This is a genomic window from Pseudomonas sp. RA_105y_Pfl2_P56 (genome assembly GCF_963970845.1).
Lineage (GTDB): Bacteria > Pseudomonadota > Gammaproteobacteria > Pseudomonadales > Pseudomonadaceae > Aquipseudomonas > Aquipseudomonas baetica_A.
Map to the genome: position 1 here is coordinate 15,211 of NZ_CAXAPL010000046.1, position 15,914 is coordinate 31,124.

Here is a 15,914-nt window from a genome sequence, read left to right on the forward strand (position 1 = left end):
CTCAATGCTCCCGGCTTTCGAAGTCGATGCGCGGATCGACCAGGGTGTAGGTGAGGTCGCCGATCAGTTTCACCACCAGCCCCAGCAGGGTGAAGATGAACAGGGTGCCGAACACCACCGGGTAATCGCGGTTGATCGCCGCTTCAAAACTCATCAGGCCCAGGCCATCGAGGGAAAAAATCACTTCCACCAACAACGAGCCGGTAAAGAAGATGCCGATGAACGCCGACGGGAAACCGGCAATCACCAGCAGCATGGCGTTACGGAACACATGGCCGTAAAGCACGCGATGGCGGGTCAGGCCCTTGGCCTTGGCGGTGACCACGTATTGCTTGTTGATCTCGTCCAGGAAGCTGTTTTTGGTCAGCAGGGTCATGGTCGCGAAGTTACCGATGACCAGCGCGGTCACCGGCAATGCCAGGTGCCAGAAATAATCGAGGATCTTGCCGCCCAGGCTCAGCTCATCAAAGTTGTTCGAGGTCAGCCCCCTGAGCGGAAACCAGTCCAGATAACTGCCGCCGGCAAACACCACGATCAACAGAATCGCAAAGAGGAACGCGGGGATCGCGTAGCCGACGATGATTGCCGAACTGGTCCAGACGTCGAAATGGCTGCCGTGTCGTGTGGCCTTGGCGATCCCCAGCGGGATTGACACCAGGTACATGATCAACGTGCTCCACAGCCCCAGGGAGATCGACACCGGCATCTTTTCCTTGATCAGGTCGATGACCTTGGCATCGCGGAAAAAACTGTCGCCGAAGTCCAGCGACGCGTAGTTCTTGACCATGATCCATAGCCGTTCCGGCGCCGATTTATCGAACCCGTACATGTGCTCGATTTCTTTGATCAGCGCCGGGTCCAGGCCTTGCGCGCCGCGATAGGAGGAGCCCGCCACCGACACTTCGGCGCCACCGCCGGCAATGCGGCTGGTGGCGCCTTCGAAGCCTTCGAGTTTGGCGATCATCTGCTCCACCGGCCCACCGGGCGCGGCCTGGATGATCACGAAGTTGATCAGCAAAATGCCGAACAGGGTGGGAATGATCAGCAGCAGTCGCCGAAAAATATACGCCAGCATCTGATTACTCCGTGCCCGCAGGGTCGGCTTGCGGTTGGGTTTCGATTTCTACGGCTGGCTTCGTTTCCGGCTTGACCCACCAGGTATTAATGCCGATGTCGTACTTGGGGGAAACTTTCGGGTGACCGATGTGGTTCCAGTACGCCACGCGCCAGGTCTTGATGTGCCAGTTGGGGATCACGTAGTAGCCCCACTGCAACACGCGATCCAGCGCACGGGCGTGTGCGACCAGGCTTTTGCGCGAATCGGCATTGATCAGGCTCTCGACCAGTTGATCGACGATCGGATCCTTCAAGCCCATGGTGTTGCGGCTGCTGGGCCGGTCGGCGGCGGCGCTCATCCAGAATTCGCGCTGTTCGTTACCTGGCGAATTGGACTGTGGGAAGCTGCCGACGATCATGTCGAAGTCGCGCGAACGCACACGGGTGATGTACTGCGAAACGTCGACGCGACGGATCACCAGATCAATGCCCAGGTCGGCGAGATTACGCTTGAACGGCAGCAGCACCCGTTCGAATTCGGTCTGGGCCAGCAGAAACTCGATCACCACCGGTTTTCCGGTGGCATCGACCATTTTGTCGTCCACGACCTTCCAGCCCGCTTCTTGCAGCAGTTGATAGGCCTCGCGTTGCTGAGCGCGAATCATGCCGCTGGCGTCAGTCTTGGGGTTTTCGAAGGCTTCGCTGAACACCTGGGCCGGCAGCTTGCTACGCAATGGATCAAGAATCGCCCGTTCTTCGGCGTCGGGCAGGCCGGTGGCGGCCATTTCCGAGTTCTCGAAATAACTGCGTGTGCGCACGTAGGCGCTGTTAAACAATTGCTTGTTGGTCCATTCGAAATCGAGCAAAAGGCTCAATGCACGACGTACCCGTATATCCTGGAATACCGGACGACGCAGGTTGTAGACGAAGCCTTGCATGCCGGTCGGGTTGCCGTTGGGGATCTGCTCCTTGATCAATCGGCCTTCGATGACGGCGGGGACGTTGTAGGCGTTGGCCCAATTCTTCGCGGTCATTTCCAGCCAGTAATCGAACTGGCCAGCCTTCAGCGCTTGCAGTGCGACGGTGTTGTCGCGGTAGTAGTCGGTGGTCATCGAGTCGAAGTTGTAGAAACCACGATTGACTGGCAGGTCCTTGCCCCAGTAGTTCTTGTCCCGTTCATAACGCACGGAACGGCCAGCGTTCACTTCGGCCACTTTGTAGGGGCCGCTGCCCAGCGGGATTTCCAGATTGCCCTTGGTGAAGTCGCGACCGGCCCACCAGTGTTTTGGCAGCACCGGCAACTGGCCGAGGATCAACGGCAATTCGCGGTTGTTGGTGTCCTTGAACTTGAACAGGACTTTGAGCGGGTCCTCGGCAATGACTTCGGCAACGTCTTTGTAGTAGCCGCGAAACAGCGGTGAACCTTCCTTGGTCAAGGTCTGGAAACTGAACACCACGTCGTCGGCGCGCACCGGGTGGCCATCACTGAAGTGTGCTTCGGGGCGCAGGTAGAAACGCACCCAACTGTTGTCCGGAGCCTTTTCGATCTTGCCGGCGATCAGCCCGTACTCGGTGAACGGCTCATCGAGGCTGTGCTTGGTCAGGGTGTCGTAGATCTGGCCGATGTCATCGGCCGGCACACCTTTGCTGATGAACGGGTTGAGGCTGTCGAAGCTGCCGAATCCGGCCTGACGGAAGCTTCCGCCCTTGGGCGCGTCGGGGTTCACATAGTCGAAATGCTTGAAATTGGCCGGGTATTTGGGCGGCTCATTGTACAGGGTCAGTGCGTGTTGCGGCGCAGCGCAGGCCAGCCCGGCAAACAACAAGCCGCTGGCCTGCACGATCAGGGCGCGGAAAGGTTTCATTGATCTTTCTCCGAAGATTTCAGCCACCACGCGCTCAGGCCCAGGGTGTAGGGCGGCGTGGTGACGAAGGCCAACCGGCTACGGTAGGCCAAACGGTGATAATTGAGGTACCAGTTGGGAATGCTGTAGTGCTGCCACAGCAGCACACGGTCGAGTGCCTTGCCGGCGGCGATTTGTTCATCGCGGGTGCGTGCGGCGAGCAATTGTTCAAGCAGGTGATCGACCACCGGGTTGGCGATGCCGGCGTAATTCTTGCTGCCCTTGACCCCGGCCTGACTGGAGTGGAAATACTGCCATTGCTCAAGGCCCGGGCTGAGGGTCTGGTTGAGCGTCATCAGGATCATGTCGAAATCGAACTGATCCAGACGTTGTTTGTACTGGGCGCGATCCACGGTGCGCAGGCGGGCGTCGATGCCGATGCTGTTGAGGTTTTCGATGTACGGCTGGAGGATGCGTTCCAGATTCGGGTTAACCAGCAACAGCTCGAAGCTCAGTGGCTGCCCGGCGGCGTTCTGCAAACGCTGGCCATTGAGCTTCCAGCCAGCCTCGGCGAGCAGTGCCAGGGCTTTACGCATGGTTTCTCGAGGAATACCACGCCCGTCGGTCCGCGGCAGCGTGAACGGCTCGGTGAACAGTTTGGCCGGCAGTTGATCCTTGTAGGGCTTGAGCATCAGCCATTCATGCCCGATCGGCAGGCCGCTGGCGGTGAATTCGCTGTTGGGGTAGTAGCTGGCCGTGCGTTTATAAGCGTCGCTGAACAAGGCGCGGTTGGTCCATTCGAAGTCGAACATCAAGCCCAGGGCTTCGCGGGTTTTGACGTCGGCGAACGTCGTGCGCCGGGTGTTCATGAACAGGCCCTGGCTCTGGGTCGGGATCTGATGCGGGATCTGTGCCTTGATCACGTCGCCGCGGCGTACTGCGGGGAAGTTGTAGCCGTTGGCCCAGTTCTTCGCCTGATGCTCGATGTAGATGTCGAACTCACCGGCCTTGAAGGCCTCGAACGCCACGTCGCTGTCGCGGTAGAACTCGACCTCCATGCGATCGAAGTTGTATTTGCCGCGATTGACCGCCAGGTCCTTGCCCCAGTAATCCTTGACCCGCTCGAAAATCAACTGCCGACCCGGCGTCACCGAGGTGATTCGGTATGGCCCGCTGCCCAGAGGTGGTTCGAAGGTGGTGGCCTTGAAGTCGCGGTCTTTCCAGTAATGTTGCGCCAGCACCGGCAATTCACCGAGGCGCAAAATCAATAGCGGGTTGCCGGAGCGTTTGAGCACGAAACGAATGCGCTGCGAGTTGAGGATGTCGACCCGCAACACCTCCTGAAGGGCCGTGCGATACAGCGGATGGCCTTCTTTGAGCAACAAGCGGTAGGAGAACGCCACGTCGTAGGCAGTGATCGGCGTACCGTCGTGGAAACGCGCTTGCGGGCGTAGATTGAATACCACCCAGCTGCGATCTTCGCTGTACTCCACCGATTGTGCGATCAGTCCATAGCTGGACGCCGGCTCATCACCGGACGGCGAGTATTGGCCAGTACCGACCATCAACGGCTCATTCAGCTCGTTGATGCCGTATTGGAGAAAATTCGCGGTAGTGACCGGGCTGGTGCCTTTGAATGTGTATGGATTGACCGTATCGAAGGTGCCGAACGCCATCACCCGCAACGTACCGCCCTTGGGCGCTTGCGGGTTGACCCAGTCAAAGTGGGTAAATCTGGCCGGGTACTTGAGCGTGCCGAATTGCGCATAACCGTGACTTTCGGTAATCGTCGCGCTTGCGGGTGAGCTCAAGGCCAGGCTGATCAGGAGCAGGAGGAGGGGACGCTTCAAGTCAGATCCGATCCAGGCGGCTGGGGCTTTGTGGGCCGTACAGTAACAGCTTGTATGGACAGGAAAAAGATAGCGGCTTAATGCTGTGTTAATACAAAAAAAGATCGCAGCCTTCGTCAGCGCCTGTCGGGGTCAATGCAGGCGCTGACGAAGGCTGCGATCTTTTGATATCAAATCAATGCGGCTGATAAACCGTGAGCATCTGCCCAGGCTTCAAGGCCTTGCCAGTGCCCGGATTCCAGCGCTTGAGGTGCTGCATCTCAACGTTGAAACGCTTGGCCACTCTGTACAGCGAGTCGCCTTGCTTGACCTTGTACTGGGTCCGCTGCTTGCTGGCGTTTTTGCCTTTGGTCTTGCTGTTGGCGGCGACAACGGTGTTGACCCGGCCAATGCTGCGCGAAGGGCTGCGCCTGGTGGTGTCCCGCATGACCAGGGTCTGGCCGATCTTGAGGTTATGGCCGGTCAGTTTGTTCCAGCGTTGCAGGTCCTTCACCTGGACCTTGTTGGCCTTGGCAATGGAACCGAGGTTGTCTCCACGCTTCACGCGATAGGCGCGCTTGAGCTGGGCCACTTCGCCAGGGTCGGCACCGTCGAATACCGGCTTCAACGAACGAGGACTCATCAGCTCTTCAGGTCGCATGGTCTGCAGGCTGGCGGTCAGCAGTTGCGCCTTGGACGTCGGCACCAGCAGATGCTGAGGACCGTCGATGGTGGTGCGCTGCTTGAAGGCCGGGTTGAGCTGGAACAGTTCGTCTTCGTCGATGTTGGCAACGGCAGCGACCTTGGACAGGTCCATGCGGTGGTTGATTTCGACGACCTGGAAATAGGGTTCGTTGGCGATCGGGTTGAGGTTCACACCGTAGGCTTCCGGCGTCAGCACCACTTGCGACAGTGCGAGAAGCTTTGGCACGTACGCCTGGGTTTCCGCTGGCAATGGCAGGTTCCAGTAATCCGTTGGCAGGCCGAGTTTCTCGTTGCGCTCGATCGCGCGGCTGACCGTGCCTTCACCGGCGTTGTAGGCCGCGAGGGCCAACAACCAGTCACCGTTGAACATGTCGTGCAGGCGGGTCAGATAATCCAGCGCCGCCGTGGTCGAGGCGGTGATGTCTCGACGGCCATCGTAGAAGCGGGTTTGACGCAGGTTGAAGTAACGCCCGGTGGAGGGGATGAATTGCCAGAGGCCCACCGCATTGGACCGGGAGTAGGCCATTGGGTTGTAGGCGCTCTCGATCACTGGCAGCAAGGCCAGTTCCAGCGGCATGTTGCGTTCTTCGAGGCGTTCGACGATGTAGTGAATGTAGAGGCTGCCGCGTTCGCCGGCATTTTCGAGGAAAGAGGGATTGCTGGCGAACCACAGGCGCTGCTGCTCGATGCGCGGGTTCACGCCCAGGCCATCCTGCAACTGGAAGCCTTCGCGCATGCGCTCCCAGACATCCTGAGGCGCCTGTTGGCTGGCCTTTTCGGTCAGCCAGATCGGCTTCTGTTTGGCTCGCGCAGCGATGTTCGGCGTATGGGTCGCTTCAGTCTGCGGTGCATGGCTGGAGCAGCCCGCCAGCGTGGCGGACACAGCCACCGCGATGGCTTGCGCCAAGCGGGTCAATGCGTCTGAATTGACGGACTTACGTATTGATGACGACATTGGCTGGAAGTAAGTTCCGGGCAAAAATGTCGGGCGATTCTAGAAAGCACACCCCCTGAGGTCAACCTTTCAGAATTTTTGTACCAAGCGGTGAGGTACTTAGAACTTATCTTTCCAGGCCCGCAGAGCCGCAAAAACCTCACTCGGCGCCCGGTTTTGAGCGCCTTCCCGTTCGTCCACTTTTTGTGTAACCAATCTTTCTCCGGTGCGCAAAAAGGGATTCGTGAGTTTTTCAAGGGCCAGGGTCGAAGGCAGGGTCATGACGTTGTTCTGCCGTTGCTGAATGACTTTTTCCAGACGAGCGGCGATGTCCGGGTTGCTCGGCTCGACCGCTGCGGCGAACTTGAGATTGCTCAGGGTGTATTCATGGGTGCAATAGACCAGCGTATCTTCCGGTAAAGCGGCGAGGCGGCTCAGCGAGTGGTGCATCTGCTGCGGCGTGCCTTCGAACAACCGGCCGCAACCAGCGGCGAACAGGGTGTCGCCGCAGAACAGCAAACCGTGGTGGTAATAGGCAATGTGTCCCAGTGTGTGACCGGGCACCGCGTAGACATCGAAGTCCCAGCCGAGCACGTTGACGGTGTCGTTGTCATTGAGCGCCACATCCCGCGCTGGAATGTTTTCGCTGGCCGGGCCGTAAACGGTTGCGCCGCAGGCGTTCTTCAAGCGCTCGACGCCGCCGACGTGGTCGTGGTGATGGTGGGTGATCAGAATGTCGCTCAACACCCAGCCCGGATGGGCAGCAAGCCACGCCTGGACCGGCGCGGCATCGCCCGGATCGACCACGGCACAACGCTGGGTACGGTGATCCTGTAACAACCAGATGTAGTTGTCGGTGAAGGCGGGCAGGGCACTGATCTGTATCATCGTCGGAATTCGCCAAGCGGAAAACATTGGCGCATCTTAGTGGTTCCTGGCGCGTTGGAGAATGACATGACCGATAAAGCGTTCGCTCAGGCTGATCCGGACTGGCTGGCGTTGATCAGCGCCGCCCGTGAATGGCTGTCGAGCCCGATCGGGCAATTTCTGCTGGATGAAGAGCGGCGCATGCTCGAAGACGAGTTGGGTCGCTTTTTTGGGGGCTACCTGGTGCATTACGGCCCGTCCGCCGACAATCCGCCCTCGGCACCGCAGGTGCAGCGCAACGTCCGTCTTGGTGCGCCATTGCCCGGTGTCGAGATCGTCTGCGAAGAGCAAGCCTGGCCGCTGAGCGAGCATGCCGCCGACGTGGTGGTGATGCAGCATGGGCTGGATTTCTGTCTGTCGCCCCACGGCCTGTTGCGTGAAGCGGCGAGCAGCGTGCGCCCCGGCGGGCATCTGCTGATCATCGGCATCAATCCCTGGAGCTCTTGGGGTTTGCGTCACGTATTCGCCCATGACGCCTTGCGCCAGGCTCGCTGCATCTCGCCCTCACGGGTTGCCGACTGGCTCAATCTGCTCGGCTTTGCGCTGGAGAAACGCCGCTTCGGGTGCTATCGTCCGCCGCTCGCGTCGCCCAAGTGGCAGGCCCGTCTGGCGGGTTGGGAACGCAAGGCCGGTGACTGGCAGCTGTCGGGCGGCGGCTTCTACTTGTTGGTGGCGCGCAAGATTGTGGTCGGTCTGCGGCCGGTGCGCCAGCAACGTCGCGAACCGATGGGCAAGCTGATTCCGCTGCCGATGGCCAAGGTCAATCGTCGCCGTATCGAACCGTAAACCTTCTTTTTCTAAGTGGCCGGACTCGCTCCGGCCGCGGCCATCATCGATCCACGATGGGTGGGGCCACGCATTTTTTTCTGGATAGATTGGTATGAGCGAAAGCGTCGATAGCGTAGAACTTTTCACTGACGGCGCCTGCAAGGGCAACCCCGGACCGGGCGGCTGGGGCGCGTTGCTGGTATGCAAGGGCGTCGAAAAGGAACTGTGGGGCGGCGAAGCCAATACCACCAACAACCGCATGGAGCTGCTTGGTGCCATCCGTGGCCTCGAAGCATTGAAGCGTCCGTGCGAAGTGCTGCTGGTGACCGACTCGCAATACGTGATGAAGGGCATCAACGAGTGGATGGCCAACTGGAAAAAGCGCGGCTGGAAAACCGCTGCGAAAGAGCCGGTAAAGAACGCCGATCTGTGGAAAGAGCTGGATGAACAAGTCAATCGCCACAAGGTCACCTGGAAGTGGGTGCGTGGGCACATCGGCCATCACGGCAACGAACGGGCTGACCAGTTGGCCAACCGTGGTGTAGACGACGTGCGCGGCTACAAGCAGACCTGATTCCACCGAAACGGTGTACCTGAAACACCTTGGTGAGCGTGTTAACATCGCCGCTTTTGCACGATTGCCCCCGTTGAGAGCTGAACACTGATGGCCACCAGATCCGTTGTACTCGATACCGAAACCACCGGCATGCCGGTGACCGATGGTCACCGGATTATCGAAATCGGTTGTGTCGAACTGATCGGTCGGCGCCTGACGGGCCGGCACTTTCACGTTTACCTGCAACCGGATCGCGAGAGTGACGAAGGCGCCATCGGCGTCCACGGCATCACCAATGAATTTCTGGTGGGCAAACCGCGGTTTGCCGAAGTCGCTGATGAGTTCTTCGAGTTCATCAAAGGCGCACAACTGATCATCCATAACGCGGCGTTCGACGTTGGCTTCATCAACAACGAATTTGCCTTAATGGGTCAGCAGGATCGTGCCGACATCACGCAGCATTGTTCGATCCTCGATACCCTGATGATGGCCCGGGAGCGTCACCCGGGGCAGCGCAACAGCCTCGATGCGTTGTGCAAACGTTATGGCGTCGACAACTCCGGTCGTGAACTGCACGGCGCCTTGCTCGACTCGGAGATTCTCGCCGACGTTTACCTGACCATGACCGGTGGCCAGACCAGCCTGTCGCTGGCCGGCAATGCTTCCGACGGTAATGGTACGGGTGATGGCGCGGACAACTCCGCCACGGAAATCCGTCGGCTGCCGGCCGATCGTCAGCCGGCACGAATCATTCGTGCGACGGAAGATGAACTGGCGGCACACCAGGTACGCCTGGAGATCATCGCCAAGTCGGCCGGTGGCCCGGCGCTTTGGACGCAAATCGCAGAAGCGGACGCACAGGGCTGAAAGATCATCGCCTCGTGGAAGTACTGACAAGTGGCCACCCTCGCCACCCTCGCCACTTTCGCTGCAACCCTCTACCCTGAGTGCATGGGTGGATTCAAATCCGCCGCCTCAGGACACTGAGCCTCATGTACAAAGATTTGAAGTTTCCGGTGTTGATCGTCCATCGCGACATCAAGGCCGATACGGTCGCCGGCGAGCGTATTCGCGGTATCGCCCGGGAATTGGAACAGGAAGGTTTCAATATCGTTTCGGCCACCGACTATGCCGAAGGGCGCCTGGTGGCATCGACTCATCATGGTCTGGCGTGCATGCTGATCGCCGCCGAAGACGCCAGCACCAATTCACATCTGTTGCAGAACATGGCCGAACTGATCGGCCTGGCCCGGGTGCGCGCGCCGGACCTGCCGATCTTTGCCCTGGGTGAACAGGTCACGCTGGAAAACGCCCCGGCCGATGCCATGGCCGAACTCAATCAATTGCGCGGCATCCTTTACCTGTTTGAAGACACGGTGCCGTTCCTGGCCCGACAAGTCGCACGGGCGGCGCGCAAGTATCTCGACGGTTTGCTACCGCCGTTTTTCAAGGCGCTGGTGCAGCACACCGCCGATTCCAATTATTCCTGGCACACCCCCGGTCATGGCGGCGGCGTGGCGTATCACAAGAGTCCGGTAGGGCAGGCGTTTCACCAGTTCTTTGGCGAAAATACCCTGCGTTCGGATTTGTCGGTTTCGGTGCCAGAGCTCGGTTCATTGCTTGATCACACGGGGCCGCTCGCTGAAGCGGAAGAGCGTGCAGCACGCAATTTCGGCGCTGATCACACCTTTTTCGTGATCAATGGCACCTCGACGGCCAACAAGATTGTCTGGCATTCGATGGTGGCGCGCGACGATCTGGTGCTGGTGGATCGCAACTGCCACAAGTCGGTGCTGCACGCGATCATCATGACCGGCGCGATCCCGTTGTACCTGTGTCCGGAGCGCAACGAACTGGGGATCATCGGTCCGATTCCGCTGAGCGAGTTCAGTCGCGAATCGATTCAGGCGAAGATCGACGCCAGCCCGCTGACCCAGGGTCGTGCGCCGAAAGTCAAACTGGCAGTGGTGACCAATTCGACCTACGACGGCCTCTGTTACAACGCCGAATTGATCAAGCAAAGCCTTGGCAACAGCGTCGAAGTACTGCATTTCGACGAGGCGTGGTACGCCTATGCAGCGTTTCACGAATTCTTCGCCGGACGTTACGGCATGGCCACTTCGCGTAGCGCCGACAGCCCATTGGTGTTCACCACCCACTCCACCCATAAGCTGCTCGCTGCGTTCAGTCAGGCTTCGATGATTCATGTGCAGGACGGCGGTGCGCGGCAACTGGATCGCGACCGCTTCAACGAAGCGTTCATGATGCACATCTCCACTTCGCCGCAGTACAGCATCATTGCCTCGCTCGACGTGGCGTCGGCCATGATGGAAGGCCCGGCCGGGCGCTCGCTGTTGCAGGAAACCTTCGACGAAGCGCTGAGTTTCCGTCGGGCGCTGGCCAATCTGCGTCAGCACATCGCTGCTGATGACTGGTGGTTCTCGATCTGGCAGCCGCCAGGTGTCGAGGGCATCGACCGTGTGCAAACCGAAGACTGGTTGCTGCAACCGGATGCTGACTGGCACGGTTTCGGCGAGGTCAGCGACGACTATGTACTGCTTGACCCGATCAAGGTCACGTTGGTGATGCCGGGGTTGAATGCCGGTGGCGCGTTGAGCGAGAGGGGGATTCCGGCCGCCGTGGTCAGCAAGTTCCTCTGGGAGCGCGGGCTGGTGGTGGAGAAGACCGGTCTGTACTCGTTTCTGGTGCTGTTCTCCATGGGCATCACCAAAGGCAAATGGAGCACGCTGATCACCGAGTTGCTGGAGTTCAAGCGCAGTTACGACGCTAATGTCGGTCTGGCAACGTGCCTGCCGTGCGTTGCACAGGAGGACACCGCATGCTATCGCGGTATGGGCCTGCGTGACTTGTGCGATCAATTGCATGCCTGCTATCGCAGCAATGCCACTGCCAAACACCTCAAGCGCATGTACACCGTAATGCCGCAAATCGCCATGAAGCCTGCCCATGCCTATGATCATCTGGTGCGCGGTGAAGTCGAGGCCGTACCGATCGACGAGCTGGAAGGGCGGATTGCTGCGGTGATGCTGGTACCGTATCCACCGGGAATCCCGTTGATCATGCCCGGCGAGCGTTTTAGCGAGTCGACTCGCTCGATCATCGATTACCTGAAATTTGCCCGCACGTTCGATAGCAGCTTTCCCGGTTTTGTCGCCGATGTGCATGGACTGCAACATGAAGACCAAGGCAATGGACGGCACTACACCGTCGATTGCGTCAAGGAATGAGGACTTTTCCCAGTATGCAACCGGTCATGAATCCGAAATACCCAGGGCTGTCGGTGCGTGTCGCCGATGAAGGCTTTGCAGCTTATATCTGGGGCAGCGACTTCAGCTTTGAGGTCGCAGCGTATGGCGCCGCGGTGATCGGCAAGCCGGTGGAGCAGTGGTCGATGACGACGATTGTCCCTTACCGCAAGTGTTACGGCATTGATCCGGAGGAGTTCAGCAGCTACCGCGATGCGGCGGACAGCGCGATTTTCATGGCATACCTCGACGACGAACCGGTCGGCCATCTGGTCATCAGCACCAACTGGAATGGCTTTGCCCATATCGATGAGTTGGCGGTGCACGCGCCGGCCCGTCGCCACGGTGTAGCGAAGGCGTTGCTGGATGTGGCGCAATTCTGGAGTCGCAAAAAGAAGCTGCCGGGGATCATGCTGGAAACCCAGAACAATAACCTCGGTGCTTGTCGGCTTTATGAGCGCTGTGGGTATGTGATCGGTGGTGTCGACCAGTTACGCTATCGCGGCATCGACCCGAACACCGCCGAGGTGGCGCTGTTCTGGTATCGACTGTTCGATAATCCGCTGGAAAATTCAGTTAGCTCGTCAGCATCGCCTCGGCTTGTTCCGTGACGATGGCCAGTAAGGTCTGGATCGCCGATGACGGCGCGGCGTGCTTGAAGGTCAAGGCGTAGAGGCTGATCGTTATGGCGGGCGATAGCGGGCAGGTATCAAGCCCGGCGGAGCGTGCGCCCAATGCGGTGAACGGATCGACAATGGCCAGACCTTCGCCGGCCTCGACCATGCTGCGCATCATTTGATGGGTTTGCACGCGGGTCTGGATGCTCGGCGCCGGGCGTAAGGCCTGGAGTTTGTTTTCCAGTGCCGGGCTCAGCGGATCCTCACGTTCGAGGCCGATCATCGCCTGTCCCGCCAGGTCCTGCAGGGAAATGTACTTCTGCTTCGGTTGCAGCCAGCCATGAGGCGCAAGCAATTGCAGCTTGCCTTGGGCCAATGGCTGGCAATGAATGTCGGGATGGTCGGGATCGTGCAGGCTCAAACCCAGATCACATTCACGCAGCAAAAGGCTGCGGACGATGTCCCGGGTCGGGGCACTCAACAGGCTGCAAGGTGCATCCGGCAGGCGTCGACGCAGTGAGGCGAGGCTTTGTGGCAATAATTGCTGGGCCAGCGCAGGGGTGCCGATGATGCGCACCGGCGGGGCGAGGTATTGTTTGAGGCTGCTGGCCAGGCGTTGCACAGGTTCCAGCGCTTCATAGACGTGAGCGATTTCCACCTGCAACGCCCGAGCCTCGGGCGTCGGTTGCAGGCGCCCGCGAACGCTGGCGAACAGCATGAACCCCAAATGACTCTCGGCCTCGCGCAAACGCTCTTCGACCTCGGCCAGCGGCAACTGCAACCATTCGGCGGCAGTGCCCATATGACCGGCCTGCAAAAGCGCCTGAATCACTTCGATATGACGTAAACGCATGCGTGAAGTCCATGTTCAGCAGGTGGGGTCAGTGGCTGAATCCTACCCCAAGTCTGCGCATATGACTTCTGCTCATAACAGTCAGTTATGAAGCGACGGTTGGTTCAGGTTCGCGAGTCAGGGTGACACCCGATTGAACCAGCAAAAACTCGTTGTCACTGACCTTGTTGACGCGATCGCCAATGGCCAGTTTGTATGTGGTGACAGGCTCCGAGCCGGTAAAACCGTCCGCTGACGGAGTGGATTCCTGGAACTCATGCACCGAATAAACGCGGCCTTCCGCATCTCTTGCATGGAACTGACCGACCAGTACTGCTGCCATCTGCTTAGAACCTCTGGAGATAAAACGCTTGATTTGCGGCTTGGTAGACCGTCATCAAGGCCTGTAAGTTTTCCTACAGGAGAAAAATAATCAGCACGCGGGTATTTCCCGAGTCCGCTGGTGAAACTGTCATCGAATCATCTATAACTACTGGCTTCTTCCACTGACAATCGAGAGTCTTCCATGAGCAATGTCTACAACGTCGCCGTAGTGGTCGGTAGTCTTCGCAAAGCGTCGATCAACCGTAAAGTCGCCCTTGCACTGGCCGAGCTGGCTCCGGCTAACCTCAAGCTTGAGATTGTCGAAATCGGCGATCTGCCACTCTATAACGAAGACATTGACGGTGATTCACCGCCGGCAGCCTACAGCACTTTTCGACAAAAGGTGGGTTCATCCGACGCGGTGCTGTTTGTGACGCCGGAGTACAACCGCTCGGTGCCTGCACCGTTGAAAAATGCGATCGACGTTGGCTCGCGGCCTTACGGCAAGAGCGTCTGGGGCGGCAAGCCGGGCGCGGTGATCAGTGTTTCGCCAGGTGCGATCGGCGGTTTCGGCGCGAACCAGCATCTGCGTCAGTCGTTTGTGTTTCTCGACGTGCCCTGCATGCAGCAGCCAGAGGCCTATCTGGGCGGTGCGGGGTCGGCGTTTGATGAGGCGGGCAAGCTGAGTGAGACGGTGAAACCGTTTCTGCAGAAGTTCATCGATGCGTACGGGCTCTTTGTGGCACAACACAAGAAATGAGTTAATCGTTTCTCCGGATGTACACCGGAAACTGTGGGAGCGGGCTTGCTCGCGAAAGCGTAGTGTCAGATAGCAACTTTTTGTCTGACCTGCGGCCTTCGCGAGCAAGCCCGCTCCCACATGTGGATCCCTAACCATTTGATTGTTGAAGGCTGTCGAGAATGCTCGCTGCGTCACTGATTTTCCTGCTGACCATCACCCTTGTCATCTGGCAACCCAAAGGTCTTGGCGTCGGCTGGAGTGCGACGTTGGGCGCCGTGCTGGCGCTGATCTTCGGCGTGGTGCATCTGAGCGACATCCCCCTGGTATGGCAAATCATCTGGAACGCCACCGGCACCTTCGTCGCGCTGATCATCATCAGCCTGTTACTCGATGAGGCCGGGTTTTTTGCCTGGGCCGCGCTGCATGTGGCGCGATGGGGGCGGGGCAGCGGGCGCAAGCTGTTTGCCTTTATGGTGTTGCTCGGTGCGCTGGTGTCGGCATTGTTTGCCAATGACGGTGCCGCACTGATCCTCACGCCGATTGTGATTTCGATGTTGCTGGCGCTGCGCTTTTCTCCGGCGGCCACCCTTGCGTTCGTCATGGGTGCCGGGTTCATTGCCGATACCGCGAGCCTGCCGCTGGTGGTGTCGAATCTGGTCAACATCGTTTCGGCAGACTTTTTCAATATCGGCTTCAATCGCTATGCGGCGGTCATGGTGCCGGTGAACGTTGTCAGCGTCGCCGCGACGCTGGCGATGTTGCTGTGGTTTTTCCGTCGTGACATTCCCAAGGCGTACGCCCCCGAACAGCTTGAACTGCCGCACACTGCGATTCACGACAAAGCGACGTTCTACGCCGGTTGGGGGGTGTTGGTGATCCTGTTGATCGGCTGCTTCTTCCTCGAACAACTGGGCATCCCGATCAGCGCGATATCGGCGGTCTGCGCCGCGCTGTTACTGGGTATCGCCGCCCGTGGTCACAAGATTTCAACGCGCAAGGTGCTGAAAGAAGCACCGTGGCAGATCGTGATTTTCTCGCTAGGCATGTATCTGGTTGTCTACGGCCTGCGCAATGCCGGGTTGACCGGGTATCTGGCGGGTTGGCTGGATGTTTTCGGCGGTCATGGCGTATGGGGTGCGGCAATGGGCACCGGTGTGCTGACCGCGTTGTTGTCCTCGATCATGAACAATCTGCCGACCGTTTTGATCGGGCTGCTCTCGATTGATGCCAGTCAGGCGAGCGGGGTGGTCAAGGAGGCGATGATCTATGCCAACGTGATCGGCAGTGATCTGGGGCCGAAGATCACGCCGATTGGCAGTCTGGCGACGTTGCTGTGGCTGCACGTGCTGGAACGCAAGGGGATCAGGATTGGCTGGGGGTATTACTTCAAGGTGGGGATTGTGCTGACGGCACCGGTTTTATTGGTGACGTTGGCGGCTTTGGCTGTGCGGTTATCCCTTTAGACCGAGTCGGCACCCATCGCTGGTTTGCCAGCGATGGGTGGCGAACAGGCA

Annotated in this window: 14 protein-coding genes; 7 read left to right on the top strand and 7 right to left on the bottom strand. The window is 59.0% G+C overall.

Annotated features, from left to right (window positions below):
- Position 1: 1 nt before the first annotated feature.
- From AACY11_RS24125 to gloB, 5 genes are all read right to left on the bottom strand, one after another.
- Positions 2-1,075, bottom strand: a complete 1,074-nt coding sequence (locus AACY11_RS24125) for a microcin C ABC transporter permease YejB (protein ID WP_095190979.1) — start codon at positions 1,073-1,075, stop codon at positions 2-4.
- A 4-nt stretch (positions 1,076-1,079) separates the two neighbouring features.
- The gene (locus AACY11_RS24130) at positions 1,080-2,921 is read right to left on the bottom strand and encodes an extracellular solute-binding protein (RefSeq protein WP_339495870.1); all 1,842 of its coding nucleotides are present in this window, start codon (positions 2,919-2,921) and stop codon (positions 1,080-1,082) included.
- On the bottom strand, positions 2,918-4,750 hold the full coding sequence (locus tag AACY11_RS24135; RefSeq protein WP_339433734.1) for an extracellular solute-binding protein: 1,833 nt from the start codon (positions 4,748-4,750) through the stop codon (positions 2,918-2,920). The genes AACY11_RS24130 and AACY11_RS24135 overlap by 4 nt, the downstream gene beginning before the upstream one ends.
- A 175-nt stretch (positions 4,751-4,925) precedes the next feature.
- Positions 4,926-6,389, bottom strand: a complete 1,464-nt coding sequence (locus AACY11_RS24140; RefSeq protein ID WP_339495872.1) for a transglycosylase SLT domain-containing protein — start codon at positions 6,387-6,389, stop codon at positions 4,926-4,928.
- 99 nt (positions 6,390-6,488) lie between these two features.
- The gene (gloB, locus tag AACY11_RS24145) at positions 6,489-7,256 is read right to left on the bottom strand and encodes a hydroxyacylglutathione hydrolase (RefSeq protein WP_339495874.1); all 768 of its coding nucleotides are present in this window, start codon (positions 7,254-7,256) and stop codon (positions 6,489-6,491) included.
- Positions 7,257-7,322: 66 nt separating this feature from the next.
- On the opposite strand from gloB, the gene AACY11_RS24150 reads away from it, so the two are divergent.
- The 5 genes from AACY11_RS24150 to AACY11_RS24170 all read left to right on the top strand — a co-directional run bounded on the left by AACY11_RS24150 (position 7,323) and on the right by AACY11_RS24170 (position 12,496).
- Complete coding sequence (locus AACY11_RS24150) at positions 7,323-8,081, top strand: class I SAM-dependent methyltransferase (protein WP_339433737.1); 759 nt, start codon at positions 7,323-7,325, stop codon at positions 8,079-8,081.
- A gap of 94 nt (positions 8,082-8,175) precedes the next feature.
- The gene (rnhA, locus tag AACY11_RS24155) at positions 8,176-8,637 is read left to right on the top strand and encodes a ribonuclease HI (RefSeq protein ID WP_339433738.1); all 462 of its coding nucleotides are present in this window, start codon (positions 8,176-8,178) and stop codon (positions 8,635-8,637) included.
- Positions 8,638-8,727: 90 nt separating this feature from the next.
- Positions 8,728-9,486 carry a DNA polymerase III subunit epsilon gene (gene dnaQ, locus AACY11_RS24160; protein ID WP_339433739.1) on the top strand — a complete coding sequence of 253 codons (759 nt, stop codon included), beginning with the start codon at positions 8,728-8,730 and terminating at the stop codon, positions 9,484-9,486.
- 125 nt (positions 9,487-9,611) lie between these two features.
- Entirely contained in the window at positions 9,612-11,867 is a 2,256-nt protein-coding gene (locus AACY11_RS24165) for an Orn/Lys/Arg decarboxylase N-terminal domain-containing protein (protein ID WP_339495876.1), read from the top strand.
- A gap of 14 nt (positions 11,868-11,881) precedes the next feature.
- A complete protein-coding gene (locus AACY11_RS24170; protein WP_339433741.1) occupies positions 11,882-12,496 on the top strand; it encodes a GNAT family N-acetyltransferase in 615 nt (204 codons plus the stop codon).
- Here AACY11_RS24170 and AACY11_RS24175 read toward each other — a convergent pair.
- Positions 12,462-13,355, bottom strand: a complete 894-nt coding sequence (locus AACY11_RS24175) for a LysR family transcriptional regulator (RefSeq protein WP_339495878.1) — start codon at positions 13,353-13,355, stop codon at positions 12,462-12,464. The two genes, AACY11_RS24170 and AACY11_RS24175, sit on opposite strands and share 35 nt — an antisense overlap.
- An 85-nt stretch (positions 13,356-13,440) precedes the next feature.
- Entirely contained in the window at positions 13,441-13,677 is a 237-nt protein-coding gene (locus tag AACY11_RS24180; RefSeq protein WP_221733433.1) for a hypothetical protein, read from the bottom strand.
- Between the two features lie 183 nt (positions 13,678-13,860).
- On the opposite strand from AACY11_RS24180, the gene AACY11_RS24185 reads away from it, so the two are divergent.
- A complete protein-coding gene (locus AACY11_RS24185; RefSeq protein WP_339495879.1) occupies positions 13,861-14,418 on the top strand; it encodes an NADPH-dependent FMN reductase in 558 nt (185 codons plus the stop codon).
- 161 nt (positions 14,419-14,579) lie between these two features.
- Positions 14,580-15,863, top strand: a complete 1,284-nt coding sequence (locus AACY11_RS24190; RefSeq protein WP_339433744.1) for an arsenic transporter — start codon at positions 14,580-14,582, stop codon at positions 15,861-15,863.
- Positions 15,864-15,914 lie beyond the last annotated feature (51 nt).

Bases quoted from the DNA above. Each gene is read 5' to 3' on its own strand.
- AACY11_RS24125 (WP_095190979.1), bottom strand. From the start codon at position 1,075: ATGCTGGCGTATATTTTTCGGCGACTGCTGCTGATCATTCCCACCCTG.
- AACY11_RS24130 (WP_339495870.1), bottom strand. From the start codon at position 2,921: ATGAAACCTTTCCGCGCCCTGATCGTGCAGGCCAGCGGCTTGTTGTTT.
- AACY11_RS24140 (WP_339495872.1), bottom strand. From the start codon at position 6,389: ATGTCGTCATCAATACGTAAGTCCGTCAATTCAGACGCATTGACCCGC.
- gloB (WP_339495874.1), bottom strand. From the start codon at position 7,256: ATGATACAGATCAGTGCCCTGCCCGCCTTCACCGACAACTACATCTGG.
- AACY11_RS24150 (WP_339433737.1), top strand. From the start codon at position 7,323: ATGACCGATAAAGCGTTCGCTCAGGCTGATCCGGACTGGCTGGCGTTG.
- rnhA (WP_339433738.1), top strand. From the start codon at position 8,176: ATGAGCGAAAGCGTCGATAGCGTAGAACTTTTCACTGACGGCGCCTGC.
- dnaQ (WP_339433739.1), top strand. From the start codon at position 8,728: ATGGCCACCAGATCCGTTGTACTCGATACCGAAACCACCGGCATGCCG.
- AACY11_RS24165 (WP_339495876.1), top strand. From the start codon at position 9,612: ATGTACAAAGATTTGAAGTTTCCGGTGTTGATCGTCCATCGCGACATC.
- AACY11_RS24170 (WP_339433741.1), top strand. From the start codon at position 11,882: ATGCAACCGGTCATGAATCCGAAATACCCAGGGCTGTCGGTGCGTGTC.
- AACY11_RS24175 (WP_339495878.1), bottom strand. From the start codon at position 13,355: ATGCGTTTACGTCATATCGAAGTGATTCAGGCGCTTTTGCAGGCCGGT.
- AACY11_RS24180 (WP_221733433.1), bottom strand. From the start codon at position 13,677: ATGGCAGCAGTACTGGTCGGTCAGTTCCATGCAAGAGATGCGGAAGGC.
- AACY11_RS24185 (WP_339495879.1), top strand. From the start codon at position 13,861: ATGAGCAATGTCTACAACGTCGCCGTAGTGGTCGGTAGTCTTCGCAAA.
- AACY11_RS24190 (WP_339433744.1), top strand. From the start codon at position 14,580: ATGCTCGCTGCGTCACTGATTTTCCTGCTGACCATCACCCTTGTCATC.